Annotated in this window: 13 protein-coding genes; 11 read left to right on the top strand and 2 right to left on the bottom strand. The window is 64.2% G+C overall.

The window, feature by feature from the left end:
• Positions 1–46 precede the first annotated feature (46 nt).
• Together thiI and typA are read left to right on the top strand one after the other, a co-directional pair.
• Complete coding sequence (thiI, locus tag ACNFCI_RS01380) at positions 47–1,501, top strand: tRNA uracil 4-sulfurtransferase ThiI (protein ID WP_324817549.1); 1,455 nt, start codon at positions 47–49, stop codon at positions 1,499–1,501.
• A 126-nt stretch (positions 1,502–1,627) separates the two neighbouring features.
• Positions 1,628–3,448, top strand: a complete 1,821-nt coding sequence (gene typA, locus ACNFCI_RS01375; RefSeq protein ID WP_368828847.1) for a translational GTPase TypA — start codon at positions 1,628–1,630, stop codon at positions 3,446–3,448.
• Positions 3,449–3,654: 206 nt separating this feature from the next.
• Here the strand turns inward: typA and ACNFCI_RS01370 are convergent, their stop codons facing one another.
• Entirely contained in the window at positions 3,655–4,059 is a 405-nt protein-coding gene (locus ACNFCI_RS01370; RefSeq protein ID WP_084853946.1) for a YkgJ family cysteine cluster protein, read from the bottom strand.
• Between the two features lie 181 nt (positions 4,060–4,240).
• Here ACNFCI_RS01370 and ACNFCI_RS01365 point away from each other — a divergent pair, with 181 nt between their 5' ends.
• The 5 genes from ACNFCI_RS01365 (at position 4,241) to ACNFCI_RS01345 (ending at position 9,593) form a co-directional block, all read left to right on the top strand.
• Complete coding sequence (locus ACNFCI_RS01365) at positions 4,241–6,691, top strand: glycogen/starch/alpha-glucan phosphorylase (protein ID WP_368828848.1); 2,451 nt, start codon at positions 4,241–4,243, stop codon at positions 6,689–6,691.
• A gap of 244 nt (positions 6,692–6,935) precedes the next feature.
• Positions 6,936–7,946 (top strand): class 1 fructose-bisphosphatase, encoded by a 1,011-nt coding sequence (locus tag ACNFCI_RS01360; protein WP_051099541.1) that lies wholly within the window; start codon positions 6,936–6,938, stop codon positions 7,944–7,946.
• Between the two features lie 3 nt (positions 7,947–7,949).
• Entirely contained in the window at positions 7,950–8,546 is a 597-nt protein-coding gene (locus tag ACNFCI_RS01355; protein ID WP_368828849.1) for a DUF924 family protein, read from the top strand.
• Positions 8,547–8,769: 223 nt separating this feature from the next.
• On the top strand, positions 8,770–9,024 hold the full coding sequence (bamE, locus tag ACNFCI_RS01350) for an outer membrane protein assembly factor BamE domain-containing protein (protein ID WP_084853950.1): 255 nt from the start codon (positions 8,770–8,772) through the stop codon (positions 9,022–9,024).
• Positions 9,021–9,593, top strand: a complete 573-nt coding sequence (locus ACNFCI_RS01345) for a lipocalin family protein (protein ID WP_084853952.1) — start codon at positions 9,021–9,023, stop codon at positions 9,591–9,593. Before bamE ends, ACNFCI_RS01345 begins: the two co-directional genes overlap by 4 nt.
• A gap of 109 nt (positions 9,594–9,702) precedes the next feature.
• Here ACNFCI_RS01345 and ACNFCI_RS01340 read toward each other — a convergent pair whose 3' ends face one another.
• Entirely contained in the window at positions 9,703–11,067 is a 1,365-nt protein-coding gene (locus ACNFCI_RS01340) for a formimidoylglutamate deiminase (RefSeq protein ID WP_368828850.1), read from the bottom strand.
• 145 nt (positions 11,068–11,212) lie between these two features.
• On the opposite strand from ACNFCI_RS01340, the gene hutC reads away from it, so the two are divergent.
• The 4 genes from hutC (at position 11,213) to hutH (ending at position 16,038) form a co-directional block, all read left to right on the top strand.
• A complete protein-coding gene (hutC, locus tag ACNFCI_RS01335; RefSeq protein ID WP_368828864.1) occupies positions 11,213–11,923 on the top strand; it encodes a histidine utilization repressor in 711 nt (236 codons plus the stop codon).
• Positions 11,920–12,492 (top strand): HutD family protein, encoded by a 573-nt coding sequence (locus tag ACNFCI_RS01330; protein WP_084853957.1) that lies wholly within the window; start codon positions 11,920–11,922, stop codon positions 12,490–12,492. The genes hutC and ACNFCI_RS01330 overlap by 4 nt, the downstream gene beginning before the upstream one ends.
• A gap of 252 nt (positions 12,493–12,744) precedes the next feature.
• Positions 12,745–14,418, top strand: coding sequence for a urocanate hydratase (gene hutU / locus ACNFCI_RS01325; protein ID WP_084853959.1), 1,674 nt, complete (start codon positions 12,745–12,747; stop codon positions 14,416–14,418).
• 87 nt (positions 14,419–14,505) lie between these two features.
• The gene (hutH, locus tag ACNFCI_RS01320) at positions 14,506–16,038 is read left to right on the top strand and encodes a histidine ammonia-lyase (protein WP_368828851.1); all 1,533 of its coding nucleotides are present in this window, start codon (positions 14,506–14,508) and stop codon (positions 16,036–16,038) included.
• Positions 16,039–16,050: the final 12 nt, after the last annotated feature.

Below are 16,050 nucleotides of genomic sequence, written 5' to 3'. Positions count from 1 at the left end.
TTCGCGCCCCTCATTTTCGGCAGGCCCTGCGCGCGCTGTTAAACCAATGAAACTTATCGTCAAAGTCTTCCCAGAGATCACCATCAAGAGCCGGCCGGTGCGCAAGCGTTTCATCCGCCAGCTCGGCAAGAACATCCGCGTCGTGCTCAAGGACCTGGATCCGGAGCTCGTGGTCGATGGTGTCTGGGACAATCTCGAGGTGGTTACCCGCGTCGAGGACGAGAAGATCCAGCGCGAAATGATCGAGCGCCTGACCTGCACCCCGGGTATCACCCACTTCCTGCAGGTCGAGGAATACCCGCTGGGTGACTTCGACGATATCGTCGAGAAGTGCAAGCACCATTTTGGCCACCTGCTGGCCGGCAAGCGCTTCGCTGTGCGTTGCAAGCGGGGCGGGCACCATGACTTCACCTCGATGGATGTCGATCGCTACGTCGGCAGCCAGCTGCGCCAGCAGTGCGGCGCCACCGGCATCGACCTCAAGGCCCCGGAAGTCCTGGTGCGCATCGAGATCCGCGACCAGCGCCTGTACGTGATCCACAACCAGCACCAGGGCATCGGCGGTTACCCGCTGGGCGCCCTGGAGCAGACCCTGGTGTTGATGTCCGGCGGCTTCGATTCCACCGTCGCTGCCTACCAGATGATGCGTCGCGGCCTGATGACCCACTTCTGCTTCTTCAACCTCGGTGGCCGTGCCCACGAACTGGGCGTGATGGAAGTGGCCCACTACCTGTGGAAGAAGTTCGGCAGCAGCCAGCGCGTGCTGTTCATCAGCGTGCCTTTCGAGGAAGTGGTGGGTGAGATCCTCAACAAGGTCGACAACAGCTACATGGGCGTGACCCTCAAGCGCATGATGCTGCGCGCCGCGGCGCGCATGGCCGATCGCCTGGAGATCGAGGCCCTGGTCACCGGCGAGGCGATTTCCCAGGTGTCCAGCCAGACCCTGCCGAACCTGTCGATCATCGACTCGGCCACCGACAAGCTGGTGCTGCGCCCGCTGCTGGCCAGCCACAAGCAGGACATCATCGACACCGCCTACCAGATCGGTACCGCCGAGTTCGCCAAGCACATGCCTGAATACTGCGGCGTGATTTCGGTGAACCCGACCACCCATGCCAAGCGCCACCGCATGGAGCACGAAGAGAAGCAGTTCGACATGGCGGTCCTCGAGCGCGCCATGGAGCGCGCCAAGTTCATCTCCATCGACCACGTGATCGACGAGCTGGGCAAGGACGTCGAGGTCGAGGAAGTGGCCGAGGCGTTGCCGGGCCAGATCGTTCTCGACATCCGTCACCCCGATGCCCAGGAAGACGAACCCCTGGTGATCGAAGGCGTCGAAGTCCAGGCCATGCCGTTCTATGCCATTAACAGCAAGTTCAAGCACCTGGATGCCAACCGCCAGTACCTGCTGTATTGCGACAAGGGTGTGATGAGCCGCCTGCACGCACACCACCTGCTCAGTGAGGGACATGCCAATGTGCGTGTTTATCGTCCGACATAAGACCCCAGGGCTGTATGGCGGCAGCATCCGCCATCGCCCTCCCGACCACCGGGCCCGCTGAGCCGCAAACTTACATATTCGCCGCCTACACTGGCGGCAACCGAATCCTCTGATCGAGATACAGTTGTGATCGAAAATCTGCGTAACATCGCCATCATCGCCCACGTTGACCATGGCAAAACCACCCTGGTCGACAAACTTTTGCGCCAGTCCGGCACCCTGGAGCGTAACGAGCTCAACGACGAGCGCGTGATGGACTCCAACGACCAGGAAAAGGAGCGTGGCATTACCATCCTGGCGAAGAACACCGCCATCCGCTGGAACGACTACCGCATCAACATCGTCGACACCCCCGGTCACGCCGACTTCGGTGGTGAAGTAGAGCGCGTGATGTCCATGGTCGACTCCGTGCTGCTGCTGGTCGACGCCCAGGACGGCCCGATGCCGCAAACCCGCTTCGTGACCAAGAAGGCCTTCGAAGCCGGCCTCAAGCCGATCGTCGTGATCAACAAGGTTGACCGCCCGGGCGCACGTCCTGACTGGGTTCTGGACCAGATCTTCGACCTGTTCGACAACCTCGGCGCCACCGACGACCAACTGGACTTCCAGGTCGTCTACGCCTCGGCCCTGAACGGCATCGCCGGCCTGGACCACACCAACATGGCCGAAGACATGACCCCGCTGTACCAGGCCATCGTCGACCACGTGCCCGCTCCGACCGTTGACGTCGACGGCCCGTTCCAGATGCAGATCTCTGCGCTGGACTACAACAGCTTCCTGGGCGTCATCGGTGTTGGCCGTATCGCCCGTGGCCGCGTCAAGCCGAACACTCCGGTCGTCGCCATCGACACCGAAGGCAAGAAGCGCAACGGCCGTATTCTCAAGCTGATGGGCCACCACGGCCTGCACCGCGTCGACGTCGAAGAAGCCACCGCGGGCGACATCGTCTGCATCAGCGGCTTCGACGAGCTGTTCATTTCCGACACCCTGTGCGATATGAACCACGTCGAAGCGATGAAGCCGCTGACCGTCGACGAGCCGACCGTTTCGATGACCTTCCAGGTCAACGACTCGCCGTTCTGCGGCAAGGAAGGCAAGTTCGTCACCAGCCGCAACATCAAGGAGCGTCTGGACAAAGAGCTGCTGTACAACGTTGCCCTGCGCGTCGAAGAAGGCGACTCGGCTGACAAGTTCAAGGTGTCTGGCCGCGGTGAGCTGCACTTGTCGGTGCTGATCGAAACCATGCGTCGCGAAGGCTTCGAAATGGCCGTAGGCCGTCCTGAAGTGATCATTCGCGAAGTCGACGGCGTCAAGCAGGAGCCGTTCGAGAACGTCACCATCGACATCCCTGAAGAATCCCAGGGCAAGGTCATGGAAGAGATGGGCCTGCGTAAGGGCGACCTGACCAACATGGCGCCGGATGGCAAGGGCCGCGTGCGTCTGGAGTACAACGTTCCGGCCCGTGGCCTGATCGGTTTCCGTAACCAGTTCCTGACCCTGACCAACGGTGCGGGCATCCTGACCTCGATCTTCGATCGCTACGACACCATGAAGCCAGGCACCATGTCGGGCCGTCTGAACGGTGTGCTGGTGTCGATCGAGACCGGCAAGGCCCTGACCTACTCGCTGGAAACCCTGCAGGCTCGCGGCAAGCTGTTCATCGAGCATGGCCAGGACATCTACAACGGTCAGATCATCGGCCTGAACAGCCGTGACAACGACCTGGGCGTGAACCCGACCAAAGGCAAGAAGCTCGACAACATGCGTGCTTCGGGCAAGGACGAAGTCATCGCCCTGGTTCCGCCGGTTCGCCACACCCTCGAACAGGCCCTGGAATTCATCCAGGACGACGAGCTGTGCGAAGTCACGCCGAAGTCGATCCGTCTGCGCAAGAAGATCCTCGACGAAGGCGAGCGTACCCGCGCTGCCAAGAAAGCCAAGGCTTGATTCATTTAGCCTGAGCTGAAACGAAAAACGCCCCCGGTCGAAAGGCCGGGGGCGTTTTCGTTTGTCTTCAAGAAAGTTGGGGGGGCCGCTTTGCGGCCCTTTCGCGGCGCAAGGCCGCTCCTACACGGGGGCATGATCTCCTGTAGGAGCGGCCTTGTGCCGCGAAAGGGGCGCGAAGCGGCCCCGAATTCTCGACTGAAACAGGCTCAGCGCCCGACCACCTTGGGCTTGTACGCACAATACCCCGGTCGCGGCCCGACCTTGGGGTGGTTGCGGCAGGTGTCGGGCCGCTTGTCATAGATGGTGCACAAGCGGCTCTTGCGATCCAGATACAGGCAATCGTCGTTGCTCATGCGCGTCAGGGTGAAGATCCCCGACTTCTGGTTGAAGCGCTCGATGATGCCGTCTTTCTGCAGGCGCTTGGCGATGTGCTTCGGTGGCTCGTCTTTTTCGAACTCGTCCACCACGCCGATGCGGATCAGGTCCTTGATCTTCACTTCCACCGGCAGTGTGCAACAGGTCGAGTGGCAGCCTCCGCACATGTGGCTGGCATAGCGTTGCCAGGTTTCCAGGCGGTCGACTTCGGCGGCGGCGATCAGGGTCGGTTTCATTTTCTTGGGGTATATCACGGTTTGCGGGGCGCGCGATGATACCGGAGTTGTTCAATTTGTGAACAACCTTTTGCCCGAATCGCCGAGCGGACATGAAAACCTCGAACCCTCGCTGACGCTCTGTGTCGAAGCGTCTAGGCTGAACAACCTGTGCTTTCGTCAACTTGCCCGAGGATGCCGCATGTCCCAGGAACCCAAAGCTCGTGACGCAGAGGTGGCCGAGTTCCGCGCCGCTGTACTGGCCAAGCTGACCTACGCGGTCGGCAAGGATCCGGAGCATGCCTTCGACCACGACTGGTTCGAAGCCATCGCCCTGGCTGCCCGCGATCACATGGTCGACCATTGGATGGACCACACCCGTCAGGCCTACCGGCGCAGCCAGAAGCGGGTCTACTACCTCTCCCTGGAATTTCTCATCGGCCGCCTGCTCTACGACAGCCTCAGCAATCTGGGCCTGCTGGAGATCGCCCGCGAAGCCTTGGTGGGGCTGGACGTGGACCTGGAACGCATCCGCCTGCTGGAGCCGGACGCCGCGCTGGGCAACGGCGGCCTCGGTCGCCTGGCGGCGTGCTTCATGGAGAGCATGTCGACCCTGGGCATCGCCGCCCATGGCTATGGCATCCGCTACGAACACGGCCTGTTCCGCCAGGCCATGGTCGATGGCTGGCAACAGGAGCAGACCGAGAACTGGCTGGACTTCGGTAACCCGTGGGAGTTCGAGCGCGCCGAGGTGATCTACCCGATCAGCTTTGGCGGCAGCGTCGAGACCGTGTACGACACCCATGGCCATCCGCGCCAGGTCTGGTGGCCGGGCGAGACGGTGCGGGCGGTGGCCTATGACACCCCGGTGGTCGGCTGGCGCGGGGCGAGCGTCAACACCCTGCGCCTGTGGCGTGCCCGGGCCATGGAAGAGCTGCACCTGGAGCGCTTCAACGCTGGCGATCACCTCGGCGCGGTCGCCGAGGTGGCACGGGCCGAGAGCATTTCGCGGGTACTCTACCCGGCCGACAGCACCGAGGCCGGCCAGGAGCTGCGCCTGCGCCAGGAATACTTCTTCGTCTCGGCATCGTTGCAGGACCTGCTGCGCCGACACCTGAACATGCATGACAACCTGCTCAACCTGCCGGATGCGGCGGCCATCCAGCTCAACGACACCCACCCCTCGATCGCCGTGGCCGAATTGATGCGGCTGTTGGTCGACCAGCATGAAATCCCCTGGGACACCGCCTGGGAACTGACGGTCGGGACCTTGGCCTACACCAACCACACCCTGCTGCCCGAGGCCCTGGAAACCTGGCCGGTGGCGCTGATGGAGCGCATGCTGCCGCGTCACATGCAGATCATCTACCTGATCAACGCCCACCACATCGATGCGTTGCGGGCCAAAGGCCTACATGACTTCGACGTGCTGCGCGCGGTGTCGCTGATCGAGGAGGACAACGGCCGGCGGGTACGCATGGGCAACCTGGCGTTCCTCGGTTCGCACAGCGTCAACGGGGTGTCGGCCCTGCACAGCAAGCTGATGCGCAGCACGGTCTTCGCCGAGCTGCACAAGCTCTACCCGCAACGGATCAACAACAAGACCAACGGCATCACCTTCCGCCGCTGGCTGTACCAGGCTAACCCGCAGCTCACCGCCATGCTGGTGGAGGCATTGGGCGAGCAGGTGCTGGACGACCCCGAGGGGCAGCTGAAGGCGCTGGTACCGTTCGCCGACAAGACCACCTTCCGCAAGCAGTTCGCCGCACAGCGCCTGCACAGCAAGCGCGCCCTGGCCAGCATCATCCAGGACCGGGTCGGGGTGACGGTCAACCCCGAGGCGCTGTTCGACGTGCAGGTCAAGCGGATCCACGAATACAAGCGCCAACTGCTCAACCTGCTGCATACCGTGGCCCTGTACCAGGCCATGCGCGCCGAGCCGGGCATCGACTGGGTGCCACGGGTGAAGATCTTTGCCGGCAAGGCCGCGGCCAGCTATCACCAGGCCAAGCTGATCATCAAGCTGGCCAACGACATCGCCCGGGTGGTCAACAACGACCCGACCGTGCGCGGCCTGCTCAAGGTGGTGTTCCTGCCCAACTACAACGTCAGCCTGGCCGAGAGCATCATCCCGGCGGCGGACCTGTCCGAGCAGATCTCCACCGCCGGCTACGAAGCCTCTGGCACCAGCAACATGAAGTTCGGCCTCAACGGCGCACTGACCATCGGCACCCTCGATGGCGCCAACGTCGAGATGAGCGAGCAGGTCGGTACCGAGAACATGTTCATCTTCGGCCTCACGGCCCAGCAAGTGGAGGCACGCAAACGTGCTGGGGACTTCGGTGCCGGCGCTGCGATCGCAGCGTCGAACCGCCTGGGCGATGTGCTCGAGGCGATCCGCAGCGGCGTCTTTTCACCCGACGACCCGGCGCGCTACACGGGCCTTGTGGATGCGCTGGTGGCCCATGACCGGTTCCTGGTGTGTGCTGATTTCGATGCCTACTGGGAGGCCCAGCGACGGGTCGAGGCGCTGTGGCACCAGCCCCAGAGCTGGTGGCGCATGGCGGTGCTCAACACTGCGCGGATGGGCTGGTTCTCGTCGGACCGGACCATTCGCGAGTATGCCAGCGAGATCTGGAAGGCGCTGGACTGAGGTGAAGCCATTCGCGGGTAAACCCGCTCCCACAGGCCCGCTCAGCTCCCGAAGCCTGCGATAAACCTGTGGGAGCGGGTTTACCCGCGAATGGCCGCGTGCTCCGACCGCCGGCCTGGCGGGCGCTGAACTACCGACCTATTGTGCCGTCTGAACGACCAGTCGAGTCTCATCGCTCGCTAGCCTGCAACTCTCCCTGTAAACTGCGGGGGTTTTTCTCCCCCTTTCCATTTCGGAGCCATACATGTCCCGCGTTACCCTGAGTCGCTATCTGATTGAGCAGACCCGCAGCAACAATACCCCTGCCGATCTGCGCTTCCTGATCGAAGTGGTGGCGCGTGCGTGCAAGGAAATCAGCCACCACGTGTCCAAAGGGGCCCTGGGCGGCGTACTGGGCAGCATGGGCACCGAAAACGTGCAGGGCGAAGTGCAGAAGAAGCTCGATGTGATTTCCAACGACATCCTGCTCGAGGCCAACGAGTGGGGTGGCCACCTGGCCGGCATGGCGTCCGAGGAAATGGACAACGCCTACCAGATCCCGGGCAAGTACCCCAAGGGCGCCTACCTGCTGGTCTTCGACCCGCTGGACGGCTCGTCGAACATCGATGTCAACGTCTCGGTCGGTACCATCTTCTCGGTACTGCGCTGCCCCAACGAATACCTGAGCCAGAACGAAACCCTGAACGAGAAGGCGTTCCTCCAGCCGGGCACCCAGCAGGTCGCCGCCGGCTACGCCATCTACGGCCCGCAGACCATGCTGATCCTGACCCTGGGCAACGGCGTCAAGGGCTTCACCCTGGACCGCGAGCTGGGCAGCTTCGTCCTGACCCACGAGAACATCCGCGTGCCGGAAAGCACCGCCGAATTCGCCATCAACATGTCCAACCAGCGTCACTGGGAAGCCCCGGTGCAGCGCTACGTGGGCGAACTGCTGGCTGGCGAGACCGGCCCGCTGAAGAAGAACTACAACATGCGCTGGATTGCCTCGATGGTGGCCGATGTGCACCGCATCCTCACCCGTGGCGGCCTGTTCATGTACCCACGTGACGCCCGCGAACCCAGCAAGCCGGGCAAGCTGCGCCTGATGTACGAAGCCAACCCGATGTCGTTCATCATCGAGCAGGCCGGCGGCGCATCCACCAACGGTTACGATCGTATCCTCGACATTCAGCCCGAGAGCCTGCACCAGCGTGTGTCGGTGATCCTGGGCTCGAAGGAAGAGGTCGAGCGCGTCACCGCCTATCACAAGGAGTAAGTCATGCTCGCACCTTGGCAGCCTTTACTGGAATGGTGGTTCGGTTGGGGCACCAGCCCCCAGGCCGTGGCTGACGAGAAGAGCACGCTGTGGTTCGGCAAGCACCATGACGATGAAGCCCGCGAGTACTTTGGCGAGCTGGTCGAGCATGCCCTGGCCGGCGGCCTGGACGAATGGCAGCAGAGCCCCCAGGGTTGGCTTGGCCTGCTCCTGCTGCTCGATCAGCTGCCGCGCATGATCTACCGGGACACGCCGCGCGCCTTCGAGGGCGACCGGCGTGCCCAGGTGGTGGCCATGCAAGGTTTGCAGAAGGGCTGGGACTACCAGCTGTTGCCGATCCAGCGGGTGTTCGTGCTGCTGGTGCTGGAGCACGCCGAAGTGCTCGACTGGCAGAACCTGTGCGTGGAGCGCTACCAGGCCCTGCTGGAGGAACAGCCCGAGGCCAACCGCCGCCTGTTCGAAGGGTTCCTCGATTACGCCGAGCAGCACCAACGGGTGATCGCCCGCTTCGGCCGCTTCCCGCACCGCAACCTGGTGCTGGGCCGGCCGAGCACCGATGAAGAAATGGACTTCCTGCTCGAGCCAGGCTCGCGTTTCTAAGCCGGCAGGCCTTTGCGGGGCAAAGCCGCTCTCATGCGTGATGCGTGGGGGCGGGTTTGCCCCGCAATCGTTTTGGCGGTGTGAACAGGTTCGCAAGGTTCACGCCAGCCGACCAACGGTGTAGGCACAAACCCAGGGGAGTAGGGAACCGAGGCGGCTTTTTGCCTTCTAAGCTGTCTGCAGGCCACCATGCCTGTGCCTTCATCTCCAGGAGTGTCCCTTCATGTCGTTGCGTTCCCTCGCCCTGTTGTCCTTGTGCGTCGTCCTGACTGCCTGCAGCAAGATCAACCAGGAAAACTATTCCAAGCTCAAGGCCGGCATGAGCAAGGCCGAGGTCGAGCAACTGCTCGGCACCCCGGCAGAATGTTCGGGGGCGCTGGGCATGAGCAGCTGCACGTGGGGCGACGAGAAGAGCTTCATCAGCGTTCAGTACGCTGCCGACAAGGTCTTGATGTATTCCGGGCAGGGTCTCAAATGAAGCGTATCCACCTGCTGCTGGCGGTTTGTGCAGCGTTGCTGCTGGGCGGTTGCGCCACGTCCCCGAGCGACCCGCTGGCGCCGAAGACCGCAGGCGGTCTCGACCTGAAGCGCTATGAGGGCAAATGGTTCGAGCTGGCGCGGTTGCCGATGCCCTTCCAGCGCGATTGCGCCCAGTCCGAGGCCCACTACAACCTCAAGCCCGATGGCTCGATGGGTGTGCTGAACCGCTGCCGCATGTTCGACGGCGAGTGGTTGCGCGCCGAGGGTTCGGCCTGGCCACAGGAGCAGGGGCACAACGACCGGCTGTGGGTGGAGTTCAACAACTGGTTCACACACCTGGTGCCGGGTGTGGCCAAGGGTGAGTACTGGGTGCTGTACGTGGACGAGCGCTACCGCACGGCGATCGTCGGCAGCCCGGACCGCAAGTACCTGTGGATCCTGTCGCGGACCCAGAGCCTGCCGGCGGTGGAGCGCGAGAGCCTGCTGGCCAAGGCCCGCCAGCAGGGGTATGACACCACCCGGCTGATCTGGCGTGCGTCGGACAAGCAGATCGTCGCTTCGCACTGAGTTCTGCTGGTAGACCGCAATCGCGGGACAAGCCCGCTCCCACAAGGGTGACGGTGATCACTGTGGGAGCGGGCTTGCCCCGCGATCAAGGGCGAAGCCCTTGCCGTCGTCAGTCGAGCAGCTGGCGCAGTACCTCGACGAACGCCTGCGCACTCGCCTCTTCCTGTTCGTGCCGCCCCTGGCGCACCACCCATTGCCCGTTGACCATCACGTCGCGCACCTGGCGATCGCCGCCGGCGAACAGCCAGCGGTTGAGAATGGCATCCCCGTTCGCGGTCGCCAGGTAAGGGTCCCGTCCATCGAGCACCAGCCAGTCGGCACGCTTGCCTACGGCCAGCTCGCCGATGGGTTGTCCCATCGCTTGGGTGCCGCCGACCAAGGCTGCGTCGTACAAGGTCCGGCCAACCATCGGCTGGTCGCCGCGATACAGCCGGTTGCGTCGCTGGTCGCGCAGGCGTTGGCCATATTCCAGCCAGCGCAGCTCTTCCACCACGCTCAGCGATACGTGGCTGTCCGAGCCGATGCCCATGCGACCGCCCTGGGCCATGAAGTCCACGGCCGGGAAGATACCGTCGCCCAGGTTGGCCTCGGTGGTCAGGCACAGGCCGGCCACGGCGCGGCTGCGGGCCATGGCGCTGACCTCATCGGGCTCGGCGTGGGTCGCATGGACCAGGCACCAGCGCGCGTCCACCTCGACGTTTTCATAGAGCCATTGCAGGGGGCGCAGGCCGCTCCAGGCCAGGCAGTCGTCGACTTCCTTCTGCTGCTCGGCGATATGAATGTGCACCGGGCAATGCGGGTCGCTGGCAGCCAGCACCTCGGCGATCTGCCCAGGGGTGACCGCGCGCAGGGAGTGGAAGCACAGGCCCAGGCGCTGGGCAGGTTGCGCCGCCAGGTGCGGGGCGAGCTGTTGTTGCAGGCGCAGGTACTGTTCGCTGGAGTTGATGAAACGGCGCTGGCCTTCGCTCGGCGCCTGGCCGCCGAAGCCTGCATGGCTGTAGAGCACCGGCAGCAGGGTCAGGCCGATGCCGGTATCCGCGGCGGCGGCACTGATGCGCAGCGACAGCTCGGCGGCGTCGGCATAGGCGTGACCATTGTGGTCGTGGTGCACGTAGTGGAACTCGGCCACCGAGGTATAGCCGGCCTTGAGCATTTCGATGTACAGCTGGCGGGCGATGATCTGCAGTTGCTGTGGCGTGATCCGGCCAACCAGGCGGTACATCAGGTCGCGCCAGGTCCAGAAGCTGTCGTTGGGGTTGCCGGCCACCTCCGCAAGGCCTGCCATGGCGCGCTGGAAGGCATGGGAATGCAGGTTGGGCATGCCCGGCAGCAGCGGGCCGGCCAAGCGCTCGGCGCCCTCGGCCGAGGCATTGGCCTCGACATGACTCAGACGACCGTCTTCGGCGACTTCCAGGCGGACATTGCTGGCCCAGCCGGTGGGCAGCAGGGCGCGTTCGGCGAAAAAGGCAGGCATTGGGTAAAATCCTGTTATTGTTTAACTTGTATATACATATACAGGCGTTTGCGTGCCGGGTAAACTGCGGCAAGCTACCGCTCAATCAATTGCACAAGGATTCAACGCCGTGCCGACACCTCCCGTCTCCGCGCTGGTTGCCCAGATGGGCGAAGGTCCGGCGCCGCTGTATGCCCGGGTCAAGCAGATGATCGTCCAGCAGATCGAAAACGGCAGCTGGCCGCCGCACCACCGGGTCCCCTCGGAAAGCGAGCTGGTCAGCCAGCTGGGCTTCAGCCGCATGACCGTCAACCGTGCGCTGCGCGAACTCACTGCCGAAGGGCTCCTGGTGCGCATGCAGGGCGTCGGCACCTTCGTGGCCGAACCCAAGACCCGTTCGGCGCTGTTCGAGGTCAACAACATCGCCGACGAGATCGCCGGCCGTGGCCACCAGCATAGCTGCCAGGTGATCCGTCTCGCCGAGGAAGCGGCCGGCTCCGAGCGTGCCTTGGCCTTGGACATGCGCGAAGGGCAGCGGGTGTTCCATTCGCTCATCGTGCACTACGAAAACGGCGTGCCTGTGCAGATCGAGGACCGCTACGTCAACGCACAGATCGCCCCGGACTACCTCAAGCAGGATTTCACCCGGCAGACGCCCTACGCCTATCTGTCGCAGGTCGCCCCATTGACCGAGGGCGAGCACGTGGTCGAGGCGATCCTGGCCGAGCCCGAGGAGTGCCGCCTGCTGCAGATCGAGCGAGGCGAGCCGTGCCTGCTGATCCGCCGGCGCACCTGGTCCGGCCGCCAGCCGGTGACCGCCGCACGCCTGATCCACCCTGGTTCCCGTCATCGCCTGGAAGGACGATTCAGCAAATGAGTCAATTGCAGCTGTTGCGCGCCCAAGACTACCCGCGCATGCCCTGGAAGAACGGTGGAGGCTTCACCGAAGAGATCACCCGCGACGCCGGCGAGGGCCTGGAGGGGTTCGGTTGGCGCCTGTCGATCGCCGATATCGAGGAGTCCGGCGGGTTTTCCACCTTTGCCGGCTACCAGCGGATCATCACCGTGCTCCAGGGCGACGGCATGCGCCTGCTGGTCGACGGCCAGGCCAGCCGGCCATTGCTGCCGTTCGATGCCTTTGCCTTCAAGGGCGAAAGCCAGGTCAGCTGCAAGCTGCTGGGCGGGCCGATCCGCGACTTCAACCTGATCTACGCGCCGCAGCGCTACCGGGCGCGGCTGCAGTGGCTCGATGGTACGCACCGGTTGTACAGCTCGGCCTCGACCGTGCTGTTGTTCGCGGCCAGCGGGCATGTCGAGGCGAGCGTGTCGGGGCATGGGGTGCAGCGGCTGGGCTTGTATGACTGCCTGCGCCTGGAGGGCAACGAAGAGCTGCTGGGGCTGGATGTGCAAGGGCGGTTCTGCCTGATCGAATTGATACCGCGCTAAACGGGCATCGTGAAAAAGGGGCTGCTGTGCAGCCCGATCGCAGCACAAGGCCGCTCCTACAAGTTGATCGCAAATCCTTGTAGGAGCGGCCTTGTGCCGCGATCGGGTCGCGCAGCGGCCCCTTTGTCTTTCTGGCTTCCCGAGGAGCGGTATAAAAAAATGGTTGTCCATGCTTGTACATACAAGTAAAGATGTGTTTGTATATCGCCATCGACACACCGCCGTCGACACCGACCGCAGAGGACATCTCCCGTGACTGACAACAACAAATACCGTGACGTAGAAATCCGCGCCCCGCGTGGCAACAAGCTGACCGCCAAGAGCTGGCTGACCGAAGCGCCGCTGCGCATGCTGATGAACAACCTCGACCCACAGGTTGCCGAGAACCCGAAGGAACTGGTGGTCTACGGCGGTATCGGCCGTGCCGCGCGTAACTGGGAGTGCTACGACAAGATCGTCGAGACCCTGACCCGCCTGGAGGACGACGAGACCCTGCTGGTGCAGTCCGGCAAGCCGGTCGGTGTCTTCAAGACCCACGCCAACGCCCCGCGCGTGCTGATCGCCAACTCCAACCTGGTGCCGCACTGGGCCAACTGGGAGCACTTCAACGAACTGGACGCCAGAGGCCTGGCCATGTACGGCCAGATGACCGCCGGCAGCTGGATCTACATCGGCAGCCAGGGCATCGTCCAGGGCACCTACGAAACCTTCGTCGAGGCCGGCCGCCAGCACTACAACGGCAACCTGACCGGCAAGTGGGTCCTGACCGCAGGCCTCGGGGGCATGGGCGGCGCCCAGCCACTGGCCGCTACCCTGGCCGGTGCCTGCTCGCTGAACATTGAATGCCAGCAGAGCCGCATCGATTTCCGCCTGCAGACCCGCTACGTCGACGAGCAGGCCAAGGACCTGGACGACGCCCTGGCGCGCATCGCCAAGTACACCGCCGAAGGCAAGGCCATCTCCATCGCCCTGCACGGCAACGCTGCCGAAATCCTGCCTGAGCTGGTCAAGCGTGGCGTGCGCCCGGACATGGTCACCGACCAGACCAGCGCCCACGACCCGCTCAACGGCTACCTGCCGGCCGGCTGGACCTGGGAAGAGTACCGCGACCGCGCCCAGACCGACGCCGCTGCCGTGGTCAAGGCTGCCAAGCAATCGATGGCCGTGCACGTGCAGGCCATGCTCGACTTTCAGAAAATGGGCGTACCGACCTTCGACTACGGCAACAACATCCGTCAGATGGCCAAGGAAGAGGGCGTGGCCAATGCCTTCGACTTCCCTGGCTTCGTACCGGCCTATATCCGCCCGCTGTTCTGCCGCGGTGTCGGCCCGTTCCGCTGGGCTGCGCTGTCGGGCGATGCCGAGGACATCTACAAGACCGACGCCAAGGTCAAGGAGCTGATCCCGGACGACGCCCACCTGCACCGTTGGCTGGACATGGCCCGCGAGCGCATCAGCTTCCAGGGCCTGCCGGCACGTATCTGCTGGGTTGGCCTGGGCCTGCGCGCCAAGCTGGGCCTGGCGTTCAACGAAATGGTCCGTAGCGGCGAGCTGTCCGCGCCGATCGTCATCGGCCGCGACCATCTGGACTCCGGCTCTGTGTCCAGCCCGAACCGCGAGACCGAAGCCATGCGTGACGGCTCCGATGCTGTCTCCGACTGGCCGCTGCTCAACGCCCTGCTCAACACCGCAGGCGGCGCCACCTGGGTTTCGCTGCACCACGGTGGTGGCGTAGGCATGGGCTTCTCCCAGCACTCGGGCATGGTCATCGTCTGCGACGGTACCGACGAAGCCGCGGCACGTATCGCTCGCGTACTGACCAACGACCCAGGGACCGGCGTCATGCGCCACGCCGATGCCGGCTACCAGATCGCCATCGACTGCGCCAAGGAGCAGGGCCTGGACCTGCCGATGATCACGGGCTGATCGACGTTCCTTTGGCTATCGCCGAACAACGTTGATACTGAACAACAAGAAGGGGCCTACGGGCCCCATGCGAATTGGAGTAGCGAAGTGACCGACCTGACTCTCAAGCCCGGCACCCTGACCCTGGCCCAACTGCGTGCTGTCCACGCAGCGCCTGTACGCCTGCAGCTGGACGCCGGCGCAATCCCGGCGATCGACGCCAGCGTCGCCTGCGTCGAGCAGATCATCGCCGAAGACCGCACCGCCTACGGCATCAACACCGGTTTCGGCCTGCTGGCCTCGACCCGCATCGCCAGCCATGACCTGGAAAACCTGCAGCGCTCGCTGGTGCTGTCCCACGCTGCCGGTATCGGCGCACCACTGGACGACGCCCTGGTGCGCCTGATCATGGTGCTGAAGATCAACAGCCTCAGCCGTGGCTTCTCCGGCATCCGCCGCAAGGTCATCGACGCGTTGATCGCCCTGGTCAATGCCGAAGTCTACCCGCACATCCCGCTCAAGGGCTCGGTAGGCGCCTCGGGCGACCTGGCACCGCTGGCCCACATGTCGCTGGTGCTGCTGGGTGAAGGCAAGGCCCGCCACAAGGGCCAGTGGCTGCCGGCCACCGAAGCCCTGGCCGTCGCCGGCCTGGAGCCGCTGACCCTGGCCGCGAAAGAGGGCCTGGCCCTGCTCAACGGCACCCAGGCATCCACGGCCTACGCCCTGCGCGGGCTGTTCGCCGCCGAAGACCTGTACGCCGCGGCCATCGCCTGTGGCGGCCTGAGCGTGGAAGCCGCGCTGGGTTCGCGCTCGCCGTTCGATGCGCGCATTCATGAAGTGCGTGGCCAACGTGGCCAGATCGACACCGCCGCCTGCTTCCGCGACCTGCTGGGCGACTCCAGCGAAGTCTCGCTGTCGCACAAGAACTGCGACAAGGTCCAGGACCCGTACTCCCTGCGTTGCCAGCCGCAAGTCATGGGCGCCTGCCTGACCCAGATCCGCCAGGCTGCCGAAGTGCTGGGCATCGAAGCCAACGCCGTGTCGGACAACCCGCTGGTATTCGCGGCCGAAGGCGACGTGATCTCCGGTGGTAACTTCCACGCCGAGCCTGTGGCCATGGCCGCCGACAACATCGCCCTGGCCATCGCCGAGATGGGGGCGCTGAGCGAGCGCCGTATCTCGCTGATGATGGACAAGCACATGTCCCAGCTGCCGCCGTTCCTGGTGGAGAACGGTGGGGTGAACTCCGGCTTCATGATCGCCCAGGTCACCGCTGCCGCCCTGGCCAGCGAGAACAAGGCCCTGTCGCATCCGCACAGCGTCGACAGCCTGCCGACCTCCGCCAACCAGGAAGACCACGTGTCGATGGCCCCTGCCGCCGGCAAGCGCCTGTGGGAAATGGCCGAGAACACCCGTGGTGTGCTGGCCATCGAATGGCTGGGCGCCTGCCAGGGCCTGGACCTGCGCAAGGGCCTGAAGACCTCCGCCAAACTGGAACAGGCGCGCCAGGCATTGCGCCGCGAAGTGCCGCACTACGACCGTGACCGCTTCTTCGCGCCGGACATCGAAATCGCCGCCGAGCTGCTGGCCAAAGGGACCTTGACCAGCCTGCTGCCGGCTGGCGTCCTGCCAAGCCTGTAACGCCCTTGGGGC

The sequence above is a fragment of the Pseudomonas sp. NY15356 genome (genome assembly GCF_048068175.1).
GTDB lineage: Bacteria > Pseudomonadota > Gammaproteobacteria > Pseudomonadales > Pseudomonadaceae > Aquipseudomonas > Aquipseudomonas putida_K.
The sequence above is the reverse complement of the archived record's forward strand: the minus strand, read 5'-3'. Positions and strand labels throughout refer to the sequence as shown.